This is a genomic window from Sphaerimonospora thailandensis, from assembly GCF_016863115.1.
Taxonomy (GTDB): domain Bacteria; phylum Actinomycetota; class Actinomycetes; order Streptosporangiales; family Streptosporangiaceae; genus Sphaerimonospora; species Sphaerimonospora cavernae.
Window position 1 is genome coordinate 1 of sequence record NZ_BOOG01000010.1, and the last position, 20,858, is coordinate 20,858.

Here is a 20,858-nt window from a genome sequence, read left to right on the forward strand (position 1 = left end):
CCGCCTCGAACCGGGCGTCCACCTTGTCGAAGCGGCGGTCGACGCCATCGAACCGGGCGTTCACCGCGGCGAACTGGGCATCCACCTCACCGAAGCGAGCGTCCACCTTGTCGAAGCGAGCGTCCACGCTCACGCGGAAGTCCACCATGTCGTCGCGCAGCGCCTGGAACATGCGCACATTGGCGCCCTGCGCGTGCTGCAGGTCCAGTCGTAGACGCTCGACCTTGTTGTCGACGGCGCCGACCAGAATCTTGATCGACTGCACGTCGATCTCGAGCCCGGTGATGCGGTCCTCGAAGTCCATGTCGGCCATGGTAACCATGCCTTTCTCCAGGGGGTTGTCGTTTCGCGAGCCGCCGGGTGGCGACCCGCGACAACCATGCCGCATGCCCGGATGGCCTCGGACCACAGAAAAAGGTTCTGTGGATGGACTTCAACCCGATGGACAACGTTTATGAACCTGGAAGGCCAACCAGCCCTCCCGGAACCGCCATCGGCGGCCTGAACTGCGCAGACTCTGCCAGAATCGCCGAAGACGACCGGATCGCGATGGAATTGACCGGAGTCGAGTCTCCACGTTCGCCCAATCGGGACCGGCTTCACCGAGGTTCGGCGGTACCACCCTTCCTGAGGTGGCGGCTCGTTGATCACGCGCCGCAGGCGCCTGCACAGGCTACAGGTCGAGAAGGTGCTCCAGCCCCACCGTGAGACCGTCGAGTCCGCCGACTCGGCGTACGCCGAGCAGGACGCCGGGTGTGAAGGACGCGCGGTTCATCGTGTCGTGGCGGATGGTGAGGATCTCCCCCTCGCCGCCGAGGATGACCTCCTGGTGAGCGATCAGCCCAGCGAGCCGTACGGCGTGCACGTGCACATCGTCCACGGTGGCCCCGCGGGCACCGTCGAGCTGGGAAGTGGTGGCATCGGGACTGGAGCCGAGACCTGCCTCCCGGCGGGCCTCGGCCACCAGCTCAGCCGTGCGGCGAGCCGTACCCGAGGGGGCATCGGCCTTGTTGGGGTGGTGCAGCTCGACGATCTCGACCGATTCGAAGTACTTCGCCGCCTGGCGGGCGAAGTGCATCATCAGTACCGCAGCGATGCCGAAGTTGGGGGCGATCAGCGAGTTGGTCCCGGGGTTGGCGGCGAGCCAGCCGCGCACCTGGTCCAGCCGCCGCGCGTCGAAGCCAGTCGTGCCCACCACCGTATGGATGCCGCGGTCGATGCACCACCGCATGTTCCCCATCACGACGTCGGGGTGGGTGAAGTCCACCACCACCTCGGCCTTCGCCAGCGACTCCAGCGGGTCGTCCTTGTCGACGGCCGCCACGAGCTCCAGATCATCGGCCGCATGCACGGCCTTGCAGACTTCCACGCCAACACGCCCGCGGGCGCCCAGAACACCGACCTTTGTCACGCGCCCAAGGCTATAGCCCCGGACAGGCGAGACGGCGCCAGGGCACGGACGGACCGAGTGAGAGCGGCGGGAGGAACGCGCAGGAGACGAAACGGCCGCGCGGGTCACGACGTGAACCCGCGCGGCCTCCGTGGTCACCGCTGCTCAGGCGATCGCGAAACTGAAGTCCTTGTCCGCGTACGGTCCGATAACGGTGAGGGTGAGCGGCCGGTTGAGCACGTCACGCGCGATGTCGGCGATGTCCTCCGCGGTCACGGCCTCGATCCGGGCGAGCACCTCGTCCACCGACATGAGCTCTTCGTACACCAGTTCACTCTTGCCGATACGGGACATGCGCGAGCCGGTGTCCTCCAGCCCGAGCACGAGCCCACCGCGCATCTGGCCCTTACCGCGGGTGATCTCCTCTGCGGAGATGCCCTCGGTCACGACCCTCGCCACCTCGTCCCGGCAGATCTTCAGCACATCCTCGATCTTGGACGGCAGGCAGCCCACATAGATGCCGAACTGCCCGGTGTCGGCGTACTGCGAGGTGAAGCTGTACGCGCTGTAGGCGAGGCCGCGCTTCTCCCTGATCTCCTGGAACAGCCGCGAGGACATCCCACCGCCCAGGGCCGCGTTGAGCACGCCCAGGGCGAACCTACGATCGTCGGTACGCGAGAGGCCCGTGGTGCCGAGCACCAGATTGGCCTGCTCCGTCGGGCGGTCGATCACGCGGATGCCCGAACGCGGCTCCACCCCGGGACCCCCGATGCGCGGCGGCGACGGCAGCGCTCCGCCGTCCAGCGCGCCCGCACGCTCGTAAGCGGCCGCCACCAGCTCGACCACCCGCTCGTGGTCCATGTTGCCGGCGACCGACACCACGGTCCGGGGCGGCAGGTAGTAACGCTGGTAGTACTCGCGGATGCGGTCACGGGTGAGTGCGTTGATCGAGTCCTCGTTGCCGAGGATCGGCCGGCCGATCGGCGTGTCACCGTACAGTTCGGCGGAGAACTGCTCGTGCACCACGTCGGACGGGTCGTCGTCGTGCATGGCGATCTCCTCCAGGATCACGCCGCGTTCGGACTCCACGTCCTCGGCGGTGATCAGTGAGGAGGTGACCACGTCGGCGAGCACGTCGATCGCGAGTGGGAGATCCTCGTCGAGCACCCGGGCGTAGTAGCAGGTGTACTCCTTGGCCGTGAAGGCGTTGATCTCACCGCCGATGCCCTCGATGGACGCGGAGATCTCCATGGCATCCCGCGTGGGGGTGCCCTTGAACAGCAGGTGTTCGAGGAAGTGCGTGGCGCCCATGTGCTCGGGCGCCTCGTCGCGTGACCCGATGCCGACCCACATGCCGACCGCGACGCTGCGGACGGTCGGTATGGTCTCGGTCACCACCCGGAGCCCGCCGGGAAGGACGGTGCGGCGGATGACCCCCACGCCGTCCTTTCCGGGGTACAGAGTTGTGGTCGTCACGAGTTGCGGTCGTCCCGTCCGGCTCGGGTGCGGCTGCGGCGGCGCGGCGTCCGCTGCTCCTCCTCGGGCGCGGCGGCCTCCCCGTCGGCCCCGGTGGCCTCCCCGTCGCTTTCGGCGGAGGCCTTCTCCGCGGCCTCCTTCTCGACCACCTCGACCGGGACCAGGGAGAGCTTGCCGCGGGAGTCGATCTCGGCGATCTCCACCTGGACCTTCTCACCGACGTTCATGACGTCCTCGACGTTCTCGATCCGCTTGCCGCCGTGCAGCTTGCGGATCTGGGAGACGTGCAGCAGGCCGTCCTTGCCGGGCAGCAGCGACACGAACGCGCCGAAGGCGGCGATCTTCACGACCGTGCCCAGGTAGCGCTCGCCGACCTCCGGCATGTGCGGGTTGGCGATGCCGTTGATCAGCGACCGCGCGGCCTCGGCGGACGGGCCGTCGGTGGCGCCGATGTAGATCGTGCCGTCATCCTCGATCGTGATCTCGGCGCCGGTGTCGTCCTGTATCTGGTTGATCATCTTGCCCTTGGGACCGATGACCTCGCCGATCTTGTCGACCGGCACCTTGATCGTGATGATGCGCGGCGCGGTCGGGTTCATCTCCGCCGGAGTGTCGATGGCCTCCTGCATCACGTCCAGGATCGCCAGGCGGGCGCCTCTCGCCTGCTTCAGCGCGGCGCCGAGCACGTGGGCCGGGATGCCGTCGAGCTTGGTGTCGAGCTGCAGCGCGGTGATCAGGTCCTTGGTGCCCGCGACCTTGAAGTCCATGTCGCCCATGGCGTCCTCGGCGCCGAGGATGTCGGTGAGCGTGACGTACTGGTCGCCCTCGCCGATGAGGCCCATCGCGATGCCGGCGACCATCTCCTTGAGCGGCACACCGGCGTCGAGCAGAGACATGGTGGAGGCGCAGACCGAGCCCATCGACGTCGAGCCGTTGGACCCGAGTGCCTCCGACACCTGCCGAATGGCGTACGGGAACTCCTCGCGCGACGGCAGCACGGGCAGCAGCGCACGCTCGGCCAGCGCGCCGTGGCCGATCTCGCGCCGCTTCGGCGAGCCCACCCGGCCGACCTCACCGGTCGAGTACGGCGGGAAGTTGTAGTTGTGCATGTAGCGCTTGGTCCGCTCGGGATTGAGCGTGTCGATCATCTGCTCCATGCGCAGCATGTTCAGCGTGGTGACACCGAGGATCTGGGTCTCGCCACGCTCGAACAGGGCCGAGCCGTGCACCCTCGGCACCACGTGGACCTCGGCGCTGAGCAGCCGGATGTCCTTGGGACCGCGGCCGTCGATCCGCACCCCCTCCTTGAGCACCCGCTCACGCATGAGGCTCTTGGTCAGCGAACGGAAGGCAGCGGCCAGTTCCTTCTCGCGCCCTTCGAAGTCGGGCAGCAGCTTCTCGGCGGCGAGGGCCTTGACCCGATCGATCTCGAACTCCCGCTCCTGCTTGCCCGCGATGGTCAGCGCCGAAGAGAGCTCACTGCGCACCGCGGCGGTGACGGCCTCGAGCGCGTCCTCCTGGTGGTCCAGGTAGATCGGGTACTCGGCGGTCTCCTTGCCGGCGACCTCGGCCAGCTTGGACTGCGCCTCGCAGAGAACCTTGATGAACGGCTTGGAAGCCTCCAGCCCCTGGGCCACGACCTCCTCGGTGGGCGCGACGGCGCCATCGGCGACCAGCTTGAGCGTGTCCCGGGTGGACTCCGCCTCAACCATCATGATCGCGACATCGCCGTCCGGCAGCACGCGCCCGGCGACCACCATGTCGAACGTCGCGCCACCCAGTTCGTCGTGGGTCGGGAACGCCACCCACTGCCCCTGGATCAGCGCGACGCGGACGCCGCCGATCGGACCGGAGAACGGCAGCCCGGCGAGCTGGGTCGACATGCTCGCCGCGTTGATCGCGACGACGTCGTACAGATGATCCGGGTGCAGCGCCATCACCGTCGCCACGATCTGGATCTCGTTGCGCAGACCCTTGACGAAGGACGGGCGCAGCGGCCGGTCGATCAGACGGCAGGTGAGGATCGCGTCCTCCGACGGCCGGCCCTCACGCCGGAAGAACGAGCCGGGAATCCGGCCCGCCGCGTACATCCGCTCCTCGACGTCGACGGTGAGCGGGAAGAAGTCCAGGCTCTCCTTCGGATGCTTGGACGCGGTGGTGGCGGACAGGACCATGGTCTCGTTGTCCAGGTAGGCGACCGCGCTGCCGGCCGCCTGCCGGGCGAGGCGCCCGGTCTCGAACCGGATCGTACGCGTGCCGAATGAGCCGTTGTCGATAACGGCTTCCGTGTTGTGGACACCCTCCACGGGGGACCTCCTAGTTCGGTCGGTCTCCCGCGTCCTTCCGTGCCCGGCTCCCCGTTCAGGTGCAGCGCCGGTCTTCGATCGAAGCGCCCGGTTCCTCTCGTACGGCTGTGCCGTACCGACCGGAGGCCACTACCGAGGACCGGCCCTCTCACACCGCGGGATCGTGCGTGCGGCTTGCGTTCGGACGCGGGGCTTGTCTCTCGGGTGGGGCAGGCCCGATGGCCCGCCGCCCCCTCGGCTGTTCAGTTGTTCCATCTGTTCCGCCGCGCGCGGCGTTCAATCCGGCCTCTCACGCGGGACGGACGTCCTCCGGGCCCATTGTGGCCCGCCATGAGAAAGGAGCGGCGAAGGATCGCCGCTCCTTTCCACATTATCGGCGCAGACCCAGACGCTCGATGAGGGACCGGTAGCGAGTGATGTCCTTCGCCTGCAGGTACTTCAGCAACCGGCGGCGGCGGCCGACCAGCAGGAGCAGACCCCGGCGGCTGTGGTGGTCGTGCTTGTGGACCTTCAGGTGCTCCGTCAGGTCGCTGATGCGCTTGCTCAGCAGCGCGATCTGGACCTCCGGAGACCCGGTGTCTCCTTCGCCGGTGGCGTACTCGCCGATGATGGCCTTGGTGGTGGCCGCGTCAAGCGACACTTCTTCTCCTTCTGATGGGAGGCACGCACAACATTGCTCAGGTCGTCTCCGACTCCCCAACCCGCGAACGACCGCGCGTGCCTACAGTCGCCGTGAGGCCGGCCCGGTGGCCCGCCACGTCCGCCGGACATGACGCCACCTGAACATGGCTGACTTGCAAGGTTACCACCGAGTCGCAGACTCGCGCGCAACTCCGAGATGGCCCGCGCCCGTTATTGAGGAGGCCGGTCAGGCCGTGACCTCACGGGCGCGCGCGACGTCCTGGTGCATCTGCTCGATCAGCGCCTCGATCGAGTCGAACCGCAACGTGTCCCTGAGCCGCTCGGCGAAGTCGACCGCGACATGCGCGCCGTAGAGGTCGAGGTCGTCCCGATCCAGCGCGTACGCCTCGACCGTGCGCTCCACTCCGTCGAAGGTCGGGTTCGTCCCGATGGAGATGGCGGCCGGCCAGCGCTGCCCCTCGTACGGCGAGTGCGCCTGGACACATTGCATCCACCCTGCGTAGACGCCCTCCGCCGGGATCGCGGCGAGCGGCGGCGACTCGATGTTCGCCGTCGGGAATCCCAGCGCCCGGCCCCGCTGATGGCCCCGGACGACCACGCCCTCGACTCGGTGCGGGCGCCCCAGCGCGGCGGCCGCGCCGACGACGTCCCCGACGCCCAGCCGCTCGCGGATGAAGGTCGAGGAGATGGTGACGCCGTCACTGACCAGCGGCACCCCCACCGCCACGAAGTCGTACTTCTCCCCCAGCGTCCGCAGCGTGTCCAGGTCCCCGGAGGCCTTGTGCCCGAAGCGGAAGTTCTCCCCCACCACGACCCCCGCCGCGTGCAGCCGGTCCACCAGCGCCGTCTGCACGAACTCGTCGGGGGACATCCGTGAGAACTCGAGCGTGAACGGCAGCACGCACACCGCGTCGACGCCCAGTGACGCGAGCAGTTCGGCCTGCCTGTGCAGGGTGGTGAGCCGCAGCGGCTGGGTGCCCGGCCGGACGACCTCATCCGGATGCGGGTCGAAGGTGACGACGACCGATGGCAGGCCGAGATCACGGGCCATGCCCACCGTCTGCGCCACCATCCGCTGATGGCCGAGATGTACGCCGTCGAACACGCCGATCGTGACGACGGACCTGCCCCAGTTCTCGGGGACGCCATCCAGTCCGTGCCAGCTCTGCACTTCGACCTCGATTCCTGATACGGCTCGATTCCTGATACGGCTCGGCAAACCGGCAGTAGACAAGACTGCCATGCCGCCGAGGGTGCATTGATGTCAGGGCGCGAAAACCACCAGGGGCCTGGCCGTACCGCCGCGTTCCTCGACGAGGGCCAGCAGCGCCCCTTCCGGGCCGAAGACTCCGACCGGGCCGGGTCCCAGCCCGGCCGCGGGCAGCCGGCCGCCGTGCGCCACCAGCCGGGCATCCTGCGCGGTGACGTCCCTGCGGGGGAAGGCCGCGGTCACCGCGTCCGCGATCGGCATGATCACGCATTCCCTGGCGAGATCTTCGATCGTCCGGGCAGCGGCCAGGCCGTACGGTCCGACCCGGGTGCGCCGGAGGCGGGTGAGGTGGCCGCCGACACCGAGGGCGGCCCCGAGGTCTCGCGCCAGTGCCCGGATGTAGGTCCCGCTTGAGCAGGTAACGGTGGCGTCGACGTCCACGGCGTCCCCGATGGCCCCGATGGCCCGGCGGATCGCGGTCACCTCGAACGCGCGGACCGTGACCGGCCGCGCGGCGATCTCGACCTCCTCACCGGCCCGGGCCCGCTTGTAGGCCCGCTCACCGTTGATCTTGATGGCGCTCACCTGCGGGGGGACCTGCATGATCTCACCGGTGAGCGCGGCGACGCCGGTGCGCACGTCCGCCTCGGTGACGTGCCCGGCGGGGGTGACCGCGGTGATCTCCCCCTCGGCATCGTCGGTGTTGGTGACCACGCCGAGCCGGATCGTGGCCTCGTAGACCTTCTCGGTCAGCGCGAGGTGCCCGAGGAGCCGGGTGGCCTTCTCGACGCCGACGACGAGCACGCCGGTGGCCATCGGGTCGAGCGTGCCGGCGTGGCCGACCTTGCGGGTCCCGGCGATGCCGCGCATCTTGCCGACGACATCGTGGGAGGTCCAGCCAGCAGGCTTGTCCACCACGATCAACCCGCTCGGCGGCGGAGTTCTGCGAGGCCTTGCCGTACTCATGGATAGGTCCAATGCGAGATCAGGAGTTGCGGGGTTCTGGGAGATCAGCCGGGGAGGGAGTGAGGCGCGGGCGCAGGGAGGCGATCGTGTCCTCCGGGGGGAGCCTGGAGGAGAAGCCGGCCGCGCGGCTGTGGCCGCCGCCGCCCAACTCGGCGCAGGCCCGGCCGACGTCGACCGCGCCCTTGGAGCGGGTCGAGACGTTCCAGACCCCCTCGTCGTCCTCCTTGAGCACTACCGCGACGTCCGCCTCGTCGACCCGGCGGACCACGTCGATCACGCCCTCCACCTCGTCGTACGGCAGGCCGCCCAGCACACGGTCGGCACGGGTGACGTAGGTCCACACCAGACCGTGACCCGCCGCGGCCGACCGCTCCAGCGTGACCCTGCCGAGCGCGGCGCCCAGCACCCGCAGGTAGGCGAACGGCGAGCGGTCGTACAGTTCCCTGGCGATCTCGTCGGGTCTCAGGCCGGCGGTGATCAGCCGCCCCGCCATCGCATGGACCGCCGGGGTGGTCGCCGAATAGCGGAAGGAGCCCGTGTCGGTCACCAGCCCCGTGTACAGGCAGGTCGCGACGTCCCTGCCCACCGGCAGGGCCAGCCGGTGGATGAGCTCCTCGGTCAGGACGGCCGTGGCAGCGGCCGAGGGGTCGATCAGATGCAGCGACCCGAACCGGGTGTTGGACACGTGATGGTCGATTACGACGAGCTCCCCCGCACGGCCCGCGCTCGGGGCGAGCAGGCCGAGCCGCTCCACCGTGGAGGCGTCGAACGTGATCATCAGGGCCGGTTCCGCCGGGTAGGTCGCGGGCTCGACCAGCAGCTCCTGGCCGGGCAGGAACCGCAGCAGGCGGGGTACGGTGAAGCAGCGGTCACCGAACGACGCGACGACCCTCTTCCCGGTGCGGGCCAGCGCGAGGCCGAAGCCGAGCATGGAGCCGAGGGCGTCTCCATCGGGGGAGACATGACATGCGAGCGCGACGCTGTCCGCACCGCGGACCAGTTCGATCACCCGATCCCAGCTCGCCTCCCCGACAGTGGTGTCGATCGTCGTCACCTGGCCCGGCGCCGGTGTTCGTCCTCGCTGTCCACGTCGACGTCGACAGCGACGGCGTCCCCGGCCTGATCCTCCTCGAACCGGTAGGGGTCGGCGTCTCCGGCGAACTGGGCGCCCTCGGCCTGCCTGGCGATCTCCGCGTCTCTGGCCCGCGCCGCCGCGAACAGGTCGTCCATGTGGCGTGCGCTGTCGGGCAGCGGGTCGTGGACGAACGTGAGCGTGGGGGTGTGCCGCAGCCCGGTCTGGCGTCCCACCTCCGACCTGATGATCCCCTTGGCGCTCTCCAGCGCGGTGGCGGTCGCGGCCCGCTCGGCCTCTGAGCCGAAGACCGTGTAGTAGACCGTCGCGTCGCCCAGGTCGGCGGTGATCCTCGCGTCGGTCACCGTGACGAACCCGAGCCGCGGATCCTTGATCCGCCGCTCCAGCATCTCGGCGACGACCTGCTGGATGCGGTCGGCCAGTTTTCTGGCGCGCGCTACGTCCATGCTCACGCTCCCTCATTCACTCGTACGGCTGACGCGCCGACCCGGCCGCCTTATTCCTCGTGGTCGTTGAAGAGCCGCTGTCGTACGGACAGCAGTTCGATCTCGGGGTGGAATGCGACCACACGCTCACACGAGCCGAGCACCTCGTCGCAGTTGGCGGCCGACGCCGAAACCACCGCGATGCCGATCTCCGCGCGGCGGTGCAGATCCAGGTGACCGGTCTCGGCCACCGCGACGCTCGGGAACCTCCGCTGCAACTCGGCGATCAGCGGACGGACCACGGAGCGCTTCTGCTTCAGCGAACGCACGTCGCCGAGCAGGATGTCCAGAGTAAGTGCCCCAATGTACATGGATGTCGTCTTACCGCGGCGGTGACGTTCGGCCGCCGCCCCCGTGCGAGCACGGGGGCGGCGGCACGGACGTCAGACGCGCGGCTTCTCCCGCATCTCGAACGTCTCGATGACGTCTTCGAGCTTGAGGTCGTTGTAGCCGACGCCGATACCGCACTCGAAGCCCTCGCGGACCTCGGTCGCGTCGTCCTTGAACCGGCGCAGCGACGAGACGGTGAGGTTGTCGGCCACGACGACGCCGTCGCGGATGAGCCGGGCCTTGCTGTTGCGGGTGATCGTGCCCGTGCGCACCATCGAACCGGCGACGTTGCCGATCTTCGGAACCTTGAAGATCTCGCGGATCTCGGCGGTGCCCGTGCGGACCTCCTCGAACTCCGGCTTCAGCATGCCCTTGAGGGCCGCCTCGATCTCCTCGATCGCCTGGTAGATGACCGAGTAGTACCGGATGTCGACGCCCTCGCGCTCGGCCAGGTCGCGCGCCCGCACCTCGGGACGCACGTTGAAGCCGATGATGACCGCGTTGTCGTCGGCCATCGCCAGGTTGACGTCGTACTCCGTGATGGCGCCGACGGCGCGGTGCAGCACGCGGAGGCTGACCTCCTCGCCGACGTCGATCTTGAGCAGCGCGTCCTCAAGGGCCTCCACCGAACCGGAGACGTCACCCTTGATGATGAGCTTGAGCTCGTTGACCTGGCCCTTCTCGAGGTCCTTGAACAGTTCCTCGAGGGTGCGACGGCGACCGGACTTCGCCATGTCGGCGATGCGCTGACGTGCCGCCCGCTGCTGGGCGATCTGACGGGCCATCCGGTCGTCGGAGACGACGATGAAGTTGTCGCCCGCCCGCGGGACCGCGGTCAGACCGAGCACCAGAACCGGACGCGACGGGTCGGCTTCCTCGACCTGCTCACCGTTGTCGTCCAGCATCGCGCGGACGCGGCCGAAGGCCTCGCCACACACGATCGAGTCGCCGACCCGGAGCGTGCCGCGCTGCACGAGCACGGTGGCCACGGGACCGCGGCCCTTGTCCAGGTGTGCCTCGATGGCCAGGCCCTGGGCGTCCATGTCCGGGTTGGCCCGCAGGTCGAGCTCGGCGTCCGCGGTCAGCAAGATGGCCTCGAGCAGGCTGTCGATGCCGATGCCCTGCTTGGCGGAGATGTCCACGAACAGCGTGGAACCACCGTACTCCTCGGCCACCAGGCCGTACTCGGTGAGCTGCGCCCGGACCTTGGTGGGGTCCGCGCCCTCCTTGTCGATCTTGTTGACCGCGACCACGACCGGGACGTCCGCCGCCTGGGCGTGGTTGAGCGCCTCGATCGTCTGCGGCTTCACACCGTCGTCGGCCGCGACCACCAGCACCGCGATGTCGGTGGCCTTCGCACCGCGAGCACGCATCGCGGTGAACGCCTCGTGACCCGGGGTGTCGATGAAGGTGATCTTCCGCCGCTCGCCCTCGTGCGTGGTCGACACCTGGTAGGCGCCGATGTGCTGGGTGATGCCGCCGGCCTCGCGGGAGGCGACGTTGGTGTGCCGGATCGCGTCGAGCGTCTTGGTCTTACCGTGGTCGACGTGGCCCATGACGGTCACGACCGGCGGGCGCGGCGCGAGATCGGCCTCGTCGCCCTCGTCCTCACCGAACTCGATCTTGAAGGACTCGAGCAGCTCCCGGTCCTCCTCCTCCGGGCTGACGACCTGGACGATGTAGTCCAACTCGGCGCCGAGAAGCTGCAGGGTCTCCTCGTTGACCGACTGGGTCGCGGTCACCATCTCGCCCAGGTGCAGCATGATCTGCACGAGCGAGGCGGGGTTCGCGCCGATCCGGTCGGCGAAGTCGGACAGGGAGGCGCCACGCGGGAGCCGGATCGTCTGTCCGCCGCCACGAGGAACCTGCACGCCGCCGATCGCCGGCGCCTGCATGTTGTCGAACTCTTGACGCCGCTGACGCTTCGACTTGCGACCACGGGTCGGACGACCGCCCGGACGCCCGAACGCGCCCGCCGTGCCACCGCCGCGGCCACGGCCACCGCCGCCGGGACGGCCGGCGAACCCGCCGCCACCGGCGCCCGGTCCACCGCCGGCGCCACCGGGACGGCCCGCGCCGGCACCCGGCCGGGGACCGCCGAACCCGCCGCCCGGACGGCCACCGCCACCGGGACGGCCACCGCCACCGGGAGCGGGACGGCCACCGCCACCGGGACGGCCACCGCCGCCCGGTCCGGCCGGACGCCCCTGCGGCATCATCATCGGATTGGGACGCGGGCCACCCGGACGCGGACCCCCGGCGCCCGGACCGGGACGCGGACCACCCATACCGGGACCCGGCCGCGGACCGCCGGGGCCCGGACGAGGACCACCCGCGCCCGGAGCGCCGGAGCGACCGGCGGGCGGACGCGGAATGGCGCCGCCTGCGTCGCGACGAGGCTCGCGCGGACCGCGGTCTCCACCAGGACGATCTCCCCGTTCTCCGCCGTCACGACCGCCCGGCCGCGCGGGACGCTGCCCCATGCCGCTGGCGTTCGAGGAGAAGGGGTTGTTACCGGGCCGCGGGCCGCGGGGGCCGGGCTTGGGCGCACCGGGGCGCGGGGCGCCGCCTCCCGGCGCGCCGGCGCCGGCCGGCGCACCCGGCACCGGTCGCGGGCCAGGCCGGGGGCCGGGCTTGGGCGCGGCGGAACCCGGGCGAGGACCGGAAGCCGCCGCGGGACGCGGCGCCTCGGGGCGGGGCGCCTCGGGACGCGGGACGTCCGGACGCGGTGCCCGCGGGCGTGCGGCGTCAGGACGCGCGGCCTCAGGCTGTGGGACCGGCGGCGTCGGATGAGGCATCGGAACCGGCCGCGGGGCCGGACGCGGCCCCGGCTTCGGGATCGGCTTCGCCGCCGTTCCCGCGGGCTGGGCCGCACCTGTCGACTGGAGGGGGGACGGCGCCTGCGCGGCACCGTCACCGGCCGGGCTCTCTGCCGGCCTCGGCGCAGGCTTCGGCTGCGCCGGACGGGAGGACGGCTTGCCGCCGCCCTTGGAGGCGTCACCCTTGCCGAACGCCTCTGTTAGCTTGCGGACGACCGGCGCCTCGATCGTGGAGGACGCCGACCTCACGAACTCGCCCATCTCGGTGAGCTTGGCCATGACGACCTTGCTCTCGACTCCGAACTCCTTGGCGAGCTCGTACACCCGGACCTTCGCCACTGCACTCCCTAACTCGGTCCGGGAGGCTCGCAGTGCCGCCGGACCGTCGCTAACTGAACGTACTCATCGCCGCGTGCTCATCAGGCGCTCATAGCAATCTGACTCCGCCCATCAACTCGGCGTCCTACTTGACGATTTCTTCATGCCCGGCCCCGGACGTCCGGAGCCGAACGGTAACCATTCACCCGGTGCTATCCGGCGTCAAGCCCCTCCAGGTGAGCCCGCAGAACACTCACGTCAAACACTCCCTGTGCGCGAAACGCACGAGAGAACGCCCGACGGCGCTCGGCGAGCTCCAGACAGCGCAGGGACGGATGCAGTGACGCACCACGCCCCGGGAGCCGCCCTCCCGGATCCGGGATGACGACACCCTCGACCACCACCAGGCGGAGCAACTCGGACTTTACCGTGCGAACCCGGCAACCCACGCACGTTCTTAACGGGGTTGCCCGGCAACCATATTCCAGCTTACCGTGCCGACGCATCAGCGGGATCAGCCGGTGCCTCTTGGACGTCAGGACGGATGTCGATCCGCCATCCGGTCAGCCGCGCGGCGAGACGGGCGTTCTGCCCCTCCTTGCCGATCGCCAGCGACAACTGGTAGTCGGGTACGGTCACCCGGGCCATCCGGCCGTCCGGATCGATTACCTCGACTCGGGAAACGCGCGCGGGCGACAGGGCATTCCCGACGAAGTCCGCCGGTTCCTCCGACCAGTCGATGATGTCGATCTTCTCGCCGTGCAGCTCGGTCATGACGTTCCGCACTCGGGACCCCATGGGGCCGATACAGGCGCCCTTGGCGTTCACACCCGACCTGCGCGACCTGACCGCGATCTTGGTGCGGTGACCGGCCTCGCGGGCGATGGCGGCGATCTCCACGGTGCCGTCGGCGATCTCGGGCACCTCCAGCGCGAAGAGCTTCTTCACCAGGTTCGGGTGCGTACGCGACAGGGTCACCGACGGGCCCTTCGGTCCCTTCTTGACCTGGACCACATAGCAGCGGATGCGCTCGCCGTGCAGGTACTCCTCGCCGGGGACCTGCTCGTTGTGCGGCAGGATCGCCTCGATCTTGCCGAGGTCGACCAGCACGACCCTCGGATCCTTGCCCTGCTGGATGATCCCGGCGACCAGCTCGCCCTCACGGCTTGCGAACTCCCCGAAATTGATCTCGTCTTCGGCGTCGCGAAGCTGCTGGAGGATCACCTGCTTGGCCGTCGTGGCGGCGATCCGGCTGAAGTTGCCCGGGGTGTCGTCGTACTCCCTGGCCACCTCGCCGTTCTCGTCGAGCTCGGCGGCCCAGATGGTCACATGGCCGGAGACGCGGTCGAGCTCGGCGCGCGCCTTCGGCGCGGCGCCCTCGGTCCGGAAGTACGCGATCAGCAGCGCGTCCTCGATCGCCTTGACGACCAGGTCGAAGGAGATGTCCTTCTCCCGCTCCAGGCTGCGCAGGACGCTCATGTCAATGTCCACAAGGCTCCCCCCTAGCCCTCGTCGTCAGTGTCGTCGACATCATGGGCGCCGTCGAAGTCACCGCCGAAGGCGTCGTCGAACTCGGCCGGCCGGTTGAACTCCACCTGCACCCGGCCCCGGACCAACTCGTCGAACGCGATGCGGCGTGTCCCGTCCAGTTCCACACCGGACTCGCCCGTCCCGGTCACGCGCCCTTCCACGGTCGTGCCGTCCCGCATCTCGGCCTTCACCAGACGGCCACGCGCCCGGCGCCAGTGGCGCGGCTCGGTCAGCGGCCTGTCCACACCGGGGGAGCTGACCTCCAGCACGTACGGACCCGTGCCCAGAACGTCCGACTCGTCCAGCCGCTTGGAGACCGACTGGCTCACCTCGGCCACATCGTCCAGCGTGACGCCGCCGTCGCGGTCCACGATCACGCGTACGAGCCGCCGTCTGCCCGCCGGGACGATCTTCACGTCCTCCAGGTCGAGCCCCTTCTCGGCGACCACCGGGCCGAGCAGCTCCACCAGACGGCCGCGTCGCGGGTCACTGCCCATGCCGACCTCCCATTCACTGGTGTACCTCGCCCGATGTGCCAACAGCCTATCGACACCGCAGGGCGGAAATGGCGCCATACCCGAGCGGCGAGCCGACACGAGCCCGACCATCATCACGAAGCGGTGACCACTGGGCAGCGCGCCGTACGATGCTAGTGCCCCGGCCGACAAGATTCGCCCTGACGGCGCGGTCCTGGAGGGGACGCCGGCCCGACGGCGGAGAAGGCGGGAAGAGCTCGACGGGAGCCGGCGGGAGGACGTTGGTCGTGGAACGGAGCGGCGGAGCACGCGTGACCAGGCGCGCGCTGCTGGGCGCGACGGCTGCCGGACTCACCGCCACCGGCTGCTCGTCCCGCTCTCCCGAGCCCCCCGCGCCGAAACCGCCGGACCCTCAGGCGGTGTTGCTGAGCACGCTGATCCGCGACAAGGAGCGGCTGGTCTCGCTCTATCAGCGGGCCGCTCTCGGCTCGGTCAAGACGGCCGCCGCGCTAGAACCGTTCCGGCAACGGCATGTCGCCCATCTGGCCGCTCTGCGCGAAATGCTGCCACCTGGCGCCGAAGGCCGCGCAGGCGCCGCCCCGTCTCCCTCTCCTTCGGGCTCACCCTCGCCGTCGGAGGGCCCGTCTGTGACCGTCGGCAGACTCCGCGACGCCGAACGCCGTGCGGCGGCCGGGCGACCCGGTCAGCTGGCCAAGGCGTCCCCCGCGCTCGCGCAACTGCTGGCGAGCATCGGGGCGTGCGAGGCCGTCCACGCCGTCGCGCTGGGGAGACTGCGTGACTGACCCGGCCATCGCGCAACCGGCTGCCACGGAGCCGGCCGCCGCCGTCCCCGCGGCCGGCGGCGACGCTCTCGCCAGGGCGCTGGCAGCCGAGCACGCCGCCGTGTACGCCTACGGGGTGATCGGCGGGAAGGTCGCCGACGGGCTACGCGCGCGGGCCACGGGCGGGTTCGACGCCCATCGGGCACGACGCGATCAGCTCCGCTCGATGATCGCTCAGCGCGGCGGGTCGCCGACGGAGCCGGGGCCCGCCTATCACCTGCCCTTCGAGGTACGGACCTCGGCCGACGCGGTTCGCCTGGCCGTACTGGTGGAGGGCCGCCTGATCACCGCCTACCTGGAGCTCGCGGCCGATCGCGACCCGTCGCTGCGCCGACTCGCCGCACTGGCCGCCCAGGAATGCGCCACCCGGGCGTACGGCTGGCAGCCGTCGATCAGCGCCTTCCCCGGAATGCCCGGCCGGGCCGAATCCGGCCCCTCGCCAGTCGGCCCCACACCACCCTCGTCCCCGTCGCAGCCGAAGCCGATCGGCTAGCCACACCCCCCATCCCGTGATCTTGCGAATACTCGCACACGCGCCTTCTACCTGTGAAAACGCTTTTATGATCTTTCAGAAACTCGCACAGGGCGCCCCCGAGTCTCTGCAAGATCACGAAGGGAAACCGGGCAGGTCAACGGGGATTACTGCGAGTATTCGCAAGATCACGCCGGGGGGGTTTGGGGTGGGTTGGGGGATTATGCGTGCGGAGTGGGGCGGCAGGCGGTCAGGATTCGGTCGACGGCCTCGTCGACCGGGATCTCCTCCTTCGTCCCGCTCACCCGGTCGCGCAGCTCCACGACTCCCTGGCCGAGCCCACGGCCCACGATCAGGATGGTCGGCATGCCGAGCAGCTCGGCGTCCTTGAACTTGACGCCGGGCGAGACTCCGGGACGGTCGTCGACCACAACCCGCAGGCCGCGCGACTCCAGTTCCTCGGCGAGCCCGATGGCGACCTCGACCTGGTTCTCCTTGCCGGTCCCGACGATGTGGACATCGGCCGGGGCCACCTCGCGGGGCCACACCAGGCCCAGCTCGTCGTGGCACTGCTCGGCGAGCACGGCCACGGCCCGGGAGACGCCGACGCCGTACGAACCCATCGTGATCCGGATCGGCTTGCCATCGGGCCCGAGGGCGTCGAGTTCGGCGGCGTCGGCATACTTGCGGCCGAGCTGGAAGATGTGGCCGATCTCGATGCCACGGTCGATCGACAGGTGATGACCGCAGCGGGGGCAGGCGTCCCCGGCGCGAACCTCCGCGGCCTCGATCGTGCCGTCGGGCTGGAAGTCCCGGCCCGCCACCACGTGGGCGGCGTGCTTGCCGGGCAGGTTCGCACCCGTCACCCAGGCGGAGCCGGTGACCACGCGCGGGTCCACCAGGTAGGTGATGCCGAGCGCCTTGAGCACCTGCGGCCCGATGTAGCCGCGCACCAGGCCGGGATGGCGTGCGAAGTCCTCCGCCTCGAAGATCTCCGGGACACCGGGCGCCAGCGCCGCCTCCAGGCGCTTGAAGTCCACCTCACGGTCACCGGGGACGCCGATGACCAGCGGCTTGATCTCGTCGGAACCGGGCGTACGGACCTTCACCACGATGTTCTTCAGCGTGTCCGCCGCGGTGATCCCGAGACCGAAGTGCTCGTTGACGTGGGCGACCAGCGACTCGATGGTCGGCGTGTCGGGCGTGTCCAGGATCTGGAGCGGCGGTTGCCCCCCGGTGACGGCGGGCGGCGCGGGGGTGACGACGGCCTCGGCGTTGGCGGCGTAGCCACAGTCGTGACAGGACACGAACGCGTCCTCCCCCGTCGGGCAGGGCGCGAGGAACTCCTCGGAGGCCGAGCCGCCCATCGCGCCGGACATCGCGAAGCAGATCCGGTAGTCGATGCCGAGCCTGTCGAAGATCCGGATGTAGGCGTCCCGGTGCATCTCGTAGGAACGCTTCAGCCCGTCGTCGTCCAGATCGAAGGAGTAGGAGTCCTTCATGACGAACTCGCGGCCGCGGAGGATGCCGGCCCGGGGGCGGGCCTCGTCGCGATACTTCGTCTGGATCTGGTAGAGGGTCACCGGGTAGTCCTTGTAGGAGGAGTACTCCCCCTTGACCATGTCGGTGAACATCTCCTCGTGCGTCGGCCCCAGCAGATAGTCGGCGCCCTTGCGATCCTTCAGGCGGAACAGCGTGTCGCCGTACTCGGTCCAGCGGCCGGTGGTCTCGTAGTAGTCGCGGGGCAGCAGCGCGGGGAAGAGCACCTCCTGGGCGCCCATCCGGTCCATCTCCTCGCGCACGACCCGGGCGACGTTCTCCAGTACGATCTTGCCGAGCGGGAGCCAGGAGTAGATGCCGGGCGCGACCCGGCGGACGTATCCGGCGCGGACGAGCAGCTTGTGGCTCGGCACTTCCGCGTCCGCCGGATCCTCACGCAGCGTGCGCAGGAACAGGGTCGACATACGCAGCAGCACGGCTACTCCTTGCTCGTGAGAGGTCTCGCGCGATATCTCCTCGATCTTCCCGGAGACGGCGTGAGAGCCGAAGTGAAGATGATGTGACCCAAGGTTATCGACTTCCGGGACGGGACGCTGCTTCCCGTCGTCCGCCGGCCGCTCTCCTGGCTTCGCCCGCCGGCCACCGGCCCAGTCAGTCAGAGTCAGTCAGAGTCAGGCGGTGGCGGCGAACGCGCAGACGGCGGCCGCGGCCACGCCGCCGAGCACGTCCGTGGCCAGCAGCACGGCCAGCAGGCCCGCGGCGGCGTGCACGGACTACTGGTAGTGTAATACGGATGTCAAATAACTGGCCCGATGGACGCCCGGAATGGTAAAGCCTCTCCCCCCGAGGGTCACGGCGCGGTAGCCGTACGATCAACCGCCGAGCAGTTCCTCCCAGCACCGCCGGGAACCGGCGCGTCGCGCCTCTCCCCCGGCCCGGTCCGCCGTGACTCCGGCGAGCGTCGCGGACAACCGCCACCGGCCCGGGCGAGCGCGCAGGCGGTCCATGCCCACCGGGTCGACGGCCAGCAGCACGAAGCTCGCGCCGGTGACGTCCAGCGACGCCGTCGAAGCCGTGGCCGGCCCGCTCAGTCCGGCGAGGGGGACCGCGGCCTCCGGCCCGCGGATCCGGTCGACGAGCAGCGCGGCGACCTCGGCCGCGTGCGGCCCGTCGCGCCACTCGACATGCCAGCAATGATCGGCGCCCCGCCGCCAGGTGAGATCGCGGCAGGCCTCCCGCACCTCCGCCTCGCCTGCCAGCGCGGCCAGCACCCGGCCGAGCGCCTCGTATCGCCGGGCGTCGGGCAGACGGACGCCGTCCCGCGCCCCCTCACCCCGACATCGGTGATCGGCCTCGCAGTGCCGGGCCGGTGCCATGCCGTCATCCCGTGCCCCGTGCGGTCCCCTCATGTCTGGGAGGGTCCCACCGCCGCGCCACCGCGTCCCCGGGTTTCCCCCTCCTTTAGATCGTGTTTTCAAAAGTCATTCCCGCCACGCCCGGCCCAGATGGCGACCCACGCTCGCGACGGACACCACGTTTGAAGCACTCCCCAGCCCCATGGCCCACAGGCATGAACTGGTCCCACTGACCGAGCGCCGCGTTGCCCTGGCAGGGCGGCGGCCCGATGATGAAGAATCACTCGTAGGACGCCCGGTATATGGAGGCTATGGTGGCACTGCGCGTCGCGATCGTCGGGTCGGGTCCCGCCGGGATCTACACGGCAGAAGCCCTGATCAAGCAGTGCCCCGAGCCGGTCGAGGTGGACGTCCTGGAGCGGCTGCCCACACCGTACGGACTCGTCAGGTACGGCGTCGCGCCCGACCACACCTCCATCAAGTCGATCGCGGACTACCTACGGCGGGTCCTGGAGACACCGGGGGTGCGCTTCCTCGGCGGGATCGAGCTGGGCTCGGACGTCTCGGTCGACGATCTGATGGCGTGCTACGACGCGGTCGTCTACTGTACCGGGGCGATGATCGACCGCCATCTGGGGATCCCGGGCGAGGATCTGCCGGGCAGCGTCGCCGCCACCGACTTCGTCAACTGGTACTGCGGGCATCCCGACGTCCCCCCGGAGACGTTCTCCCTCGACACGGAGGATGTCGTCGTCATCGGGGTGGGCAACGTCGCGGTGGACGTCGTGCGCATCATGGCGAAGACGGCCGACGAGCTGCGCAGCACCGACGTGCCGGAGGACGTGCTCGCCCGGCTGGCGGCCTCGCGCGTCCGGCGGATTCACATGATCGGCCGCCGCGGCCCCGAGCACGCCAAGTTCACCCTGAAGGAACTGCGGGAACTCGGCGAGCTGCCGAGCGCGGACGTGCTGACGCTGCCCGGTGAGGTCAAGGTCGAGCCCGAGGACCTCGCCTCGCTCTCGCGGCAGGTCAGAGGGAACGTGGACGTGCTGCGGTCGTGGTCGGAGCGGGTGCCCGCCGGACGGCAGCGGCGGCTGGACCTGCGCTTCTGGCTGCGCCCGGTGGAGATCCTGGGCGGTTCGCGGGTCGAGGGCGTCCGCCTGGAGCGGACCCGCCTGGAGGGCGGCCGGGTGGTCGGCACCGGCGAGTTCGAGACGATCCCGGCCGGGATGGTCGTGCGGTCGGTCGGATACCAGAGCGTGGCGCTCGCCGGGGTGCCCTTCGACACGGCCTCGATGACCGTGCCCAACATCGCCGGGAAGGTCTCAGACCGCCAGTACGTCGCGGGATGGCTGAAGCGCGGCCCGACCGGCGTCATCGGGACCAACAAGTCCGACGCCGCCGAGACCGTGCGCGGTCTGCTCGCCGAGACCGTTCCCGGTACGGCGCGCCTGCGGCTCGACGACGTCCTGGACGCCCGTGGCGTCGTCCCGGTGACGTATCAGGACTGGCTCACCATCGAGGCCGCCGAGGCCGGCCTCGCCGCGGCCCTCGATCGCGGCGCCCGGGTCAAGCTCGTCGGCCGGGCCGCCATGCTGGCGGCCTGCGGTCGCATCGCCCAGCCCGCGCCGCAGTCCCCGTCCTGACC

Annotated in this window: 19 protein-coding genes; 3 read left to right on the forward strand and 16 right to left on the reverse strand. The window is 70.0% G+C overall.

Annotated features, from left to right (window positions below):
• From Mth01_RS04855 to rimP, 14 genes are all read right to left on the reverse strand, one after another.
• Positions 1-304, reverse strand: a 304-nt coding sequence (locus Mth01_RS04855) for a hypothetical protein (RefSeq protein ID WP_204011927.1), incomplete at its 3' end; no start/stop codon positions are given.
• Between the two features lie 369 nt (positions 305-673).
• A complete protein-coding gene (dapB, locus tag Mth01_RS04860; RefSeq protein WP_204011940.1) occupies positions 674-1,411 on the reverse strand; it encodes a 4-hydroxy-tetrahydrodipicolinate reductase in 738 nt (245 codons plus the stop codon).
• A 144-nt stretch (positions 1,412-1,555) separates the two neighbouring features.
• Positions 1,556-2,866, reverse strand: coding sequence for a M16 family metallopeptidase (locus Mth01_RS04865; protein WP_204011941.1), 1,311 nt, complete (start codon positions 2,864-2,866; stop codon positions 1,556-1,558).
• Positions 2,863-5,172, reverse strand: coding sequence for a polyribonucleotide nucleotidyltransferase (locus tag Mth01_RS04870; protein ID WP_204011943.1), 2,310 nt, complete (start codon positions 5,170-5,172; stop codon positions 2,863-2,865). Before Mth01_RS04870 ends, Mth01_RS04865 begins: the two co-directional genes overlap by 4 nt.
• Positions 5,173-5,542: 370 nt before the next feature.
• A complete protein-coding gene (gene rpsO, locus Mth01_RS04875; RefSeq protein ID WP_204011947.1) occupies positions 5,543-5,812 on the reverse strand; it encodes a 30S ribosomal protein S15 in 270 nt (89 codons plus the stop codon).
• 228 nt (positions 5,813-6,040) lie between these two features.
• Complete coding sequence (locus Mth01_RS04880; protein ID WP_204011949.1) at positions 6,041-6,985, reverse strand: bifunctional riboflavin kinase/FAD synthetase; 945 nt, start codon at positions 6,983-6,985, stop codon at positions 6,041-6,043.
• Positions 6,986-7,078: 93 nt separating this feature from the next.
• Positions 7,079-7,990, reverse strand: a complete 912-nt coding sequence (gene truB / locus Mth01_RS04885; RefSeq protein ID WP_204011950.1) for a tRNA pseudouridine(55) synthase TruB — start codon at positions 7,988-7,990, stop codon at positions 7,079-7,081.
• 19 nt (positions 7,991-8,009) lie between these two features.
• Positions 8,010-9,044, reverse strand: coding sequence for a DHH family phosphoesterase (locus tag Mth01_RS04890; protein WP_204011951.1), 1,035 nt, complete (start codon positions 9,042-9,044; stop codon positions 8,010-8,012).
• Positions 9,041-9,529, reverse strand: coding sequence for a 30S ribosome-binding factor RbfA (gene rbfA / locus Mth01_RS04895; RefSeq protein WP_204011952.1), 489 nt, complete (start codon positions 9,527-9,529; stop codon positions 9,041-9,043). The genes Mth01_RS04890 and rbfA overlap by 4 nt, the downstream gene beginning before the upstream one ends.
• A gap of 50 nt (positions 9,530-9,579) precedes the next feature.
• The gene (locus Mth01_RS04900; protein ID WP_204011953.1) at positions 9,580-9,879 is read right to left on the reverse strand and encodes a DUF503 domain-containing protein; all 300 of its coding nucleotides are present in this window, start codon (positions 9,877-9,879) and stop codon (positions 9,580-9,582) included.
• 72 nt (positions 9,880-9,951) lie between these two features.
• Positions 9,952-13,056, reverse strand: a complete 3,105-nt coding sequence (gene infB / locus Mth01_RS04905) for a translation initiation factor IF-2 (protein WP_204011955.1) — start codon at positions 13,054-13,056, stop codon at positions 9,952-9,954.
• A gap of 191 nt (positions 13,057-13,247) precedes the next feature.
• Positions 13,248-13,541, reverse strand: a complete 294-nt coding sequence (locus tag Mth01_RS04910) for a YlxR family protein (protein ID WP_204011958.1) — start codon at positions 13,539-13,541, stop codon at positions 13,248-13,250.
• Positions 13,525-14,514 carry a transcription termination factor NusA gene (gene nusA, locus Mth01_RS04915; protein ID WP_204011961.1) on the reverse strand — a complete coding sequence of 330 codons (990 nt, stop codon included), beginning with the start codon at positions 14,512-14,514 and terminating at the stop codon, positions 13,525-13,527. Before nusA ends, Mth01_RS04910 begins: the two co-directional genes overlap by 17 nt.
• 23 nt (positions 14,515-14,537) lie before the next feature.
• Positions 14,538-15,062 carry a ribosome maturation factor RimP gene (rimP, locus tag Mth01_RS04920; RefSeq protein ID WP_204011963.1) on the reverse strand — a complete coding sequence of 175 codons (525 nt, stop codon included), beginning with the start codon at positions 15,060-15,062 and terminating at the stop codon, positions 14,538-14,540.
• Positions 15,063-15,352: 290 nt separating this feature from the next.
• Here rimP and Mth01_RS04925 point away from each other — a divergent pair, with 290 nt between their 5' ends.
• Complete coding sequence (locus tag Mth01_RS04925) at positions 15,353-15,844, forward strand: hypothetical protein (RefSeq protein ID WP_204011965.1); 492 nt, start codon at positions 15,353-15,355, stop codon at positions 15,842-15,844.
• Positions 15,837-16,376 carry a ferritin-like domain-containing protein gene (locus tag Mth01_RS04930; protein WP_239089365.1) on the forward strand — a complete coding sequence of 180 codons (540 nt, stop codon included), beginning with the start codon at positions 15,837-15,839 and terminating at the stop codon, positions 16,374-16,376. Before Mth01_RS04925 ends, Mth01_RS04930 begins: the two co-directional genes overlap by 8 nt.
• Before the next feature lie 200 nt (positions 16,377-16,576).
• Here the strand turns inward: Mth01_RS04930 and Mth01_RS04935 are convergent, their stop codons facing one another.
• Both Mth01_RS04935 and Mth01_RS04940 read right to left on the reverse strand, forming a co-directional pair.
• Positions 16,577-18,331 carry a proline--tRNA ligase gene (locus Mth01_RS04935; RefSeq protein ID WP_204011967.1) on the reverse strand — a complete coding sequence of 585 codons (1,755 nt, stop codon included), beginning with the start codon at positions 18,329-18,331 and terminating at the stop codon, positions 16,577-16,579.
• Positions 18,332-18,727: 396 nt separating this feature from the next.
• Positions 18,728-19,264 carry a hypothetical protein gene (locus Mth01_RS04940; protein WP_239089366.1) on the reverse strand — a complete coding sequence of 179 codons (537 nt, stop codon included), beginning with the start codon at positions 19,262-19,264 and terminating at the stop codon, positions 18,728-18,730.
• Positions 19,265-19,521: 257 nt separating this feature from the next.
• Between Mth01_RS04940 and Mth01_RS04945 the strand changes: the two genes are divergently transcribed.
• Entirely contained in the window at positions 19,522-20,856 is a 1,335-nt protein-coding gene (locus Mth01_RS04945) for an FAD-dependent oxidoreductase (protein WP_239089373.1), read from the forward strand.
• Positions 20,857-20,858: the final 2 nt, after the last annotated feature.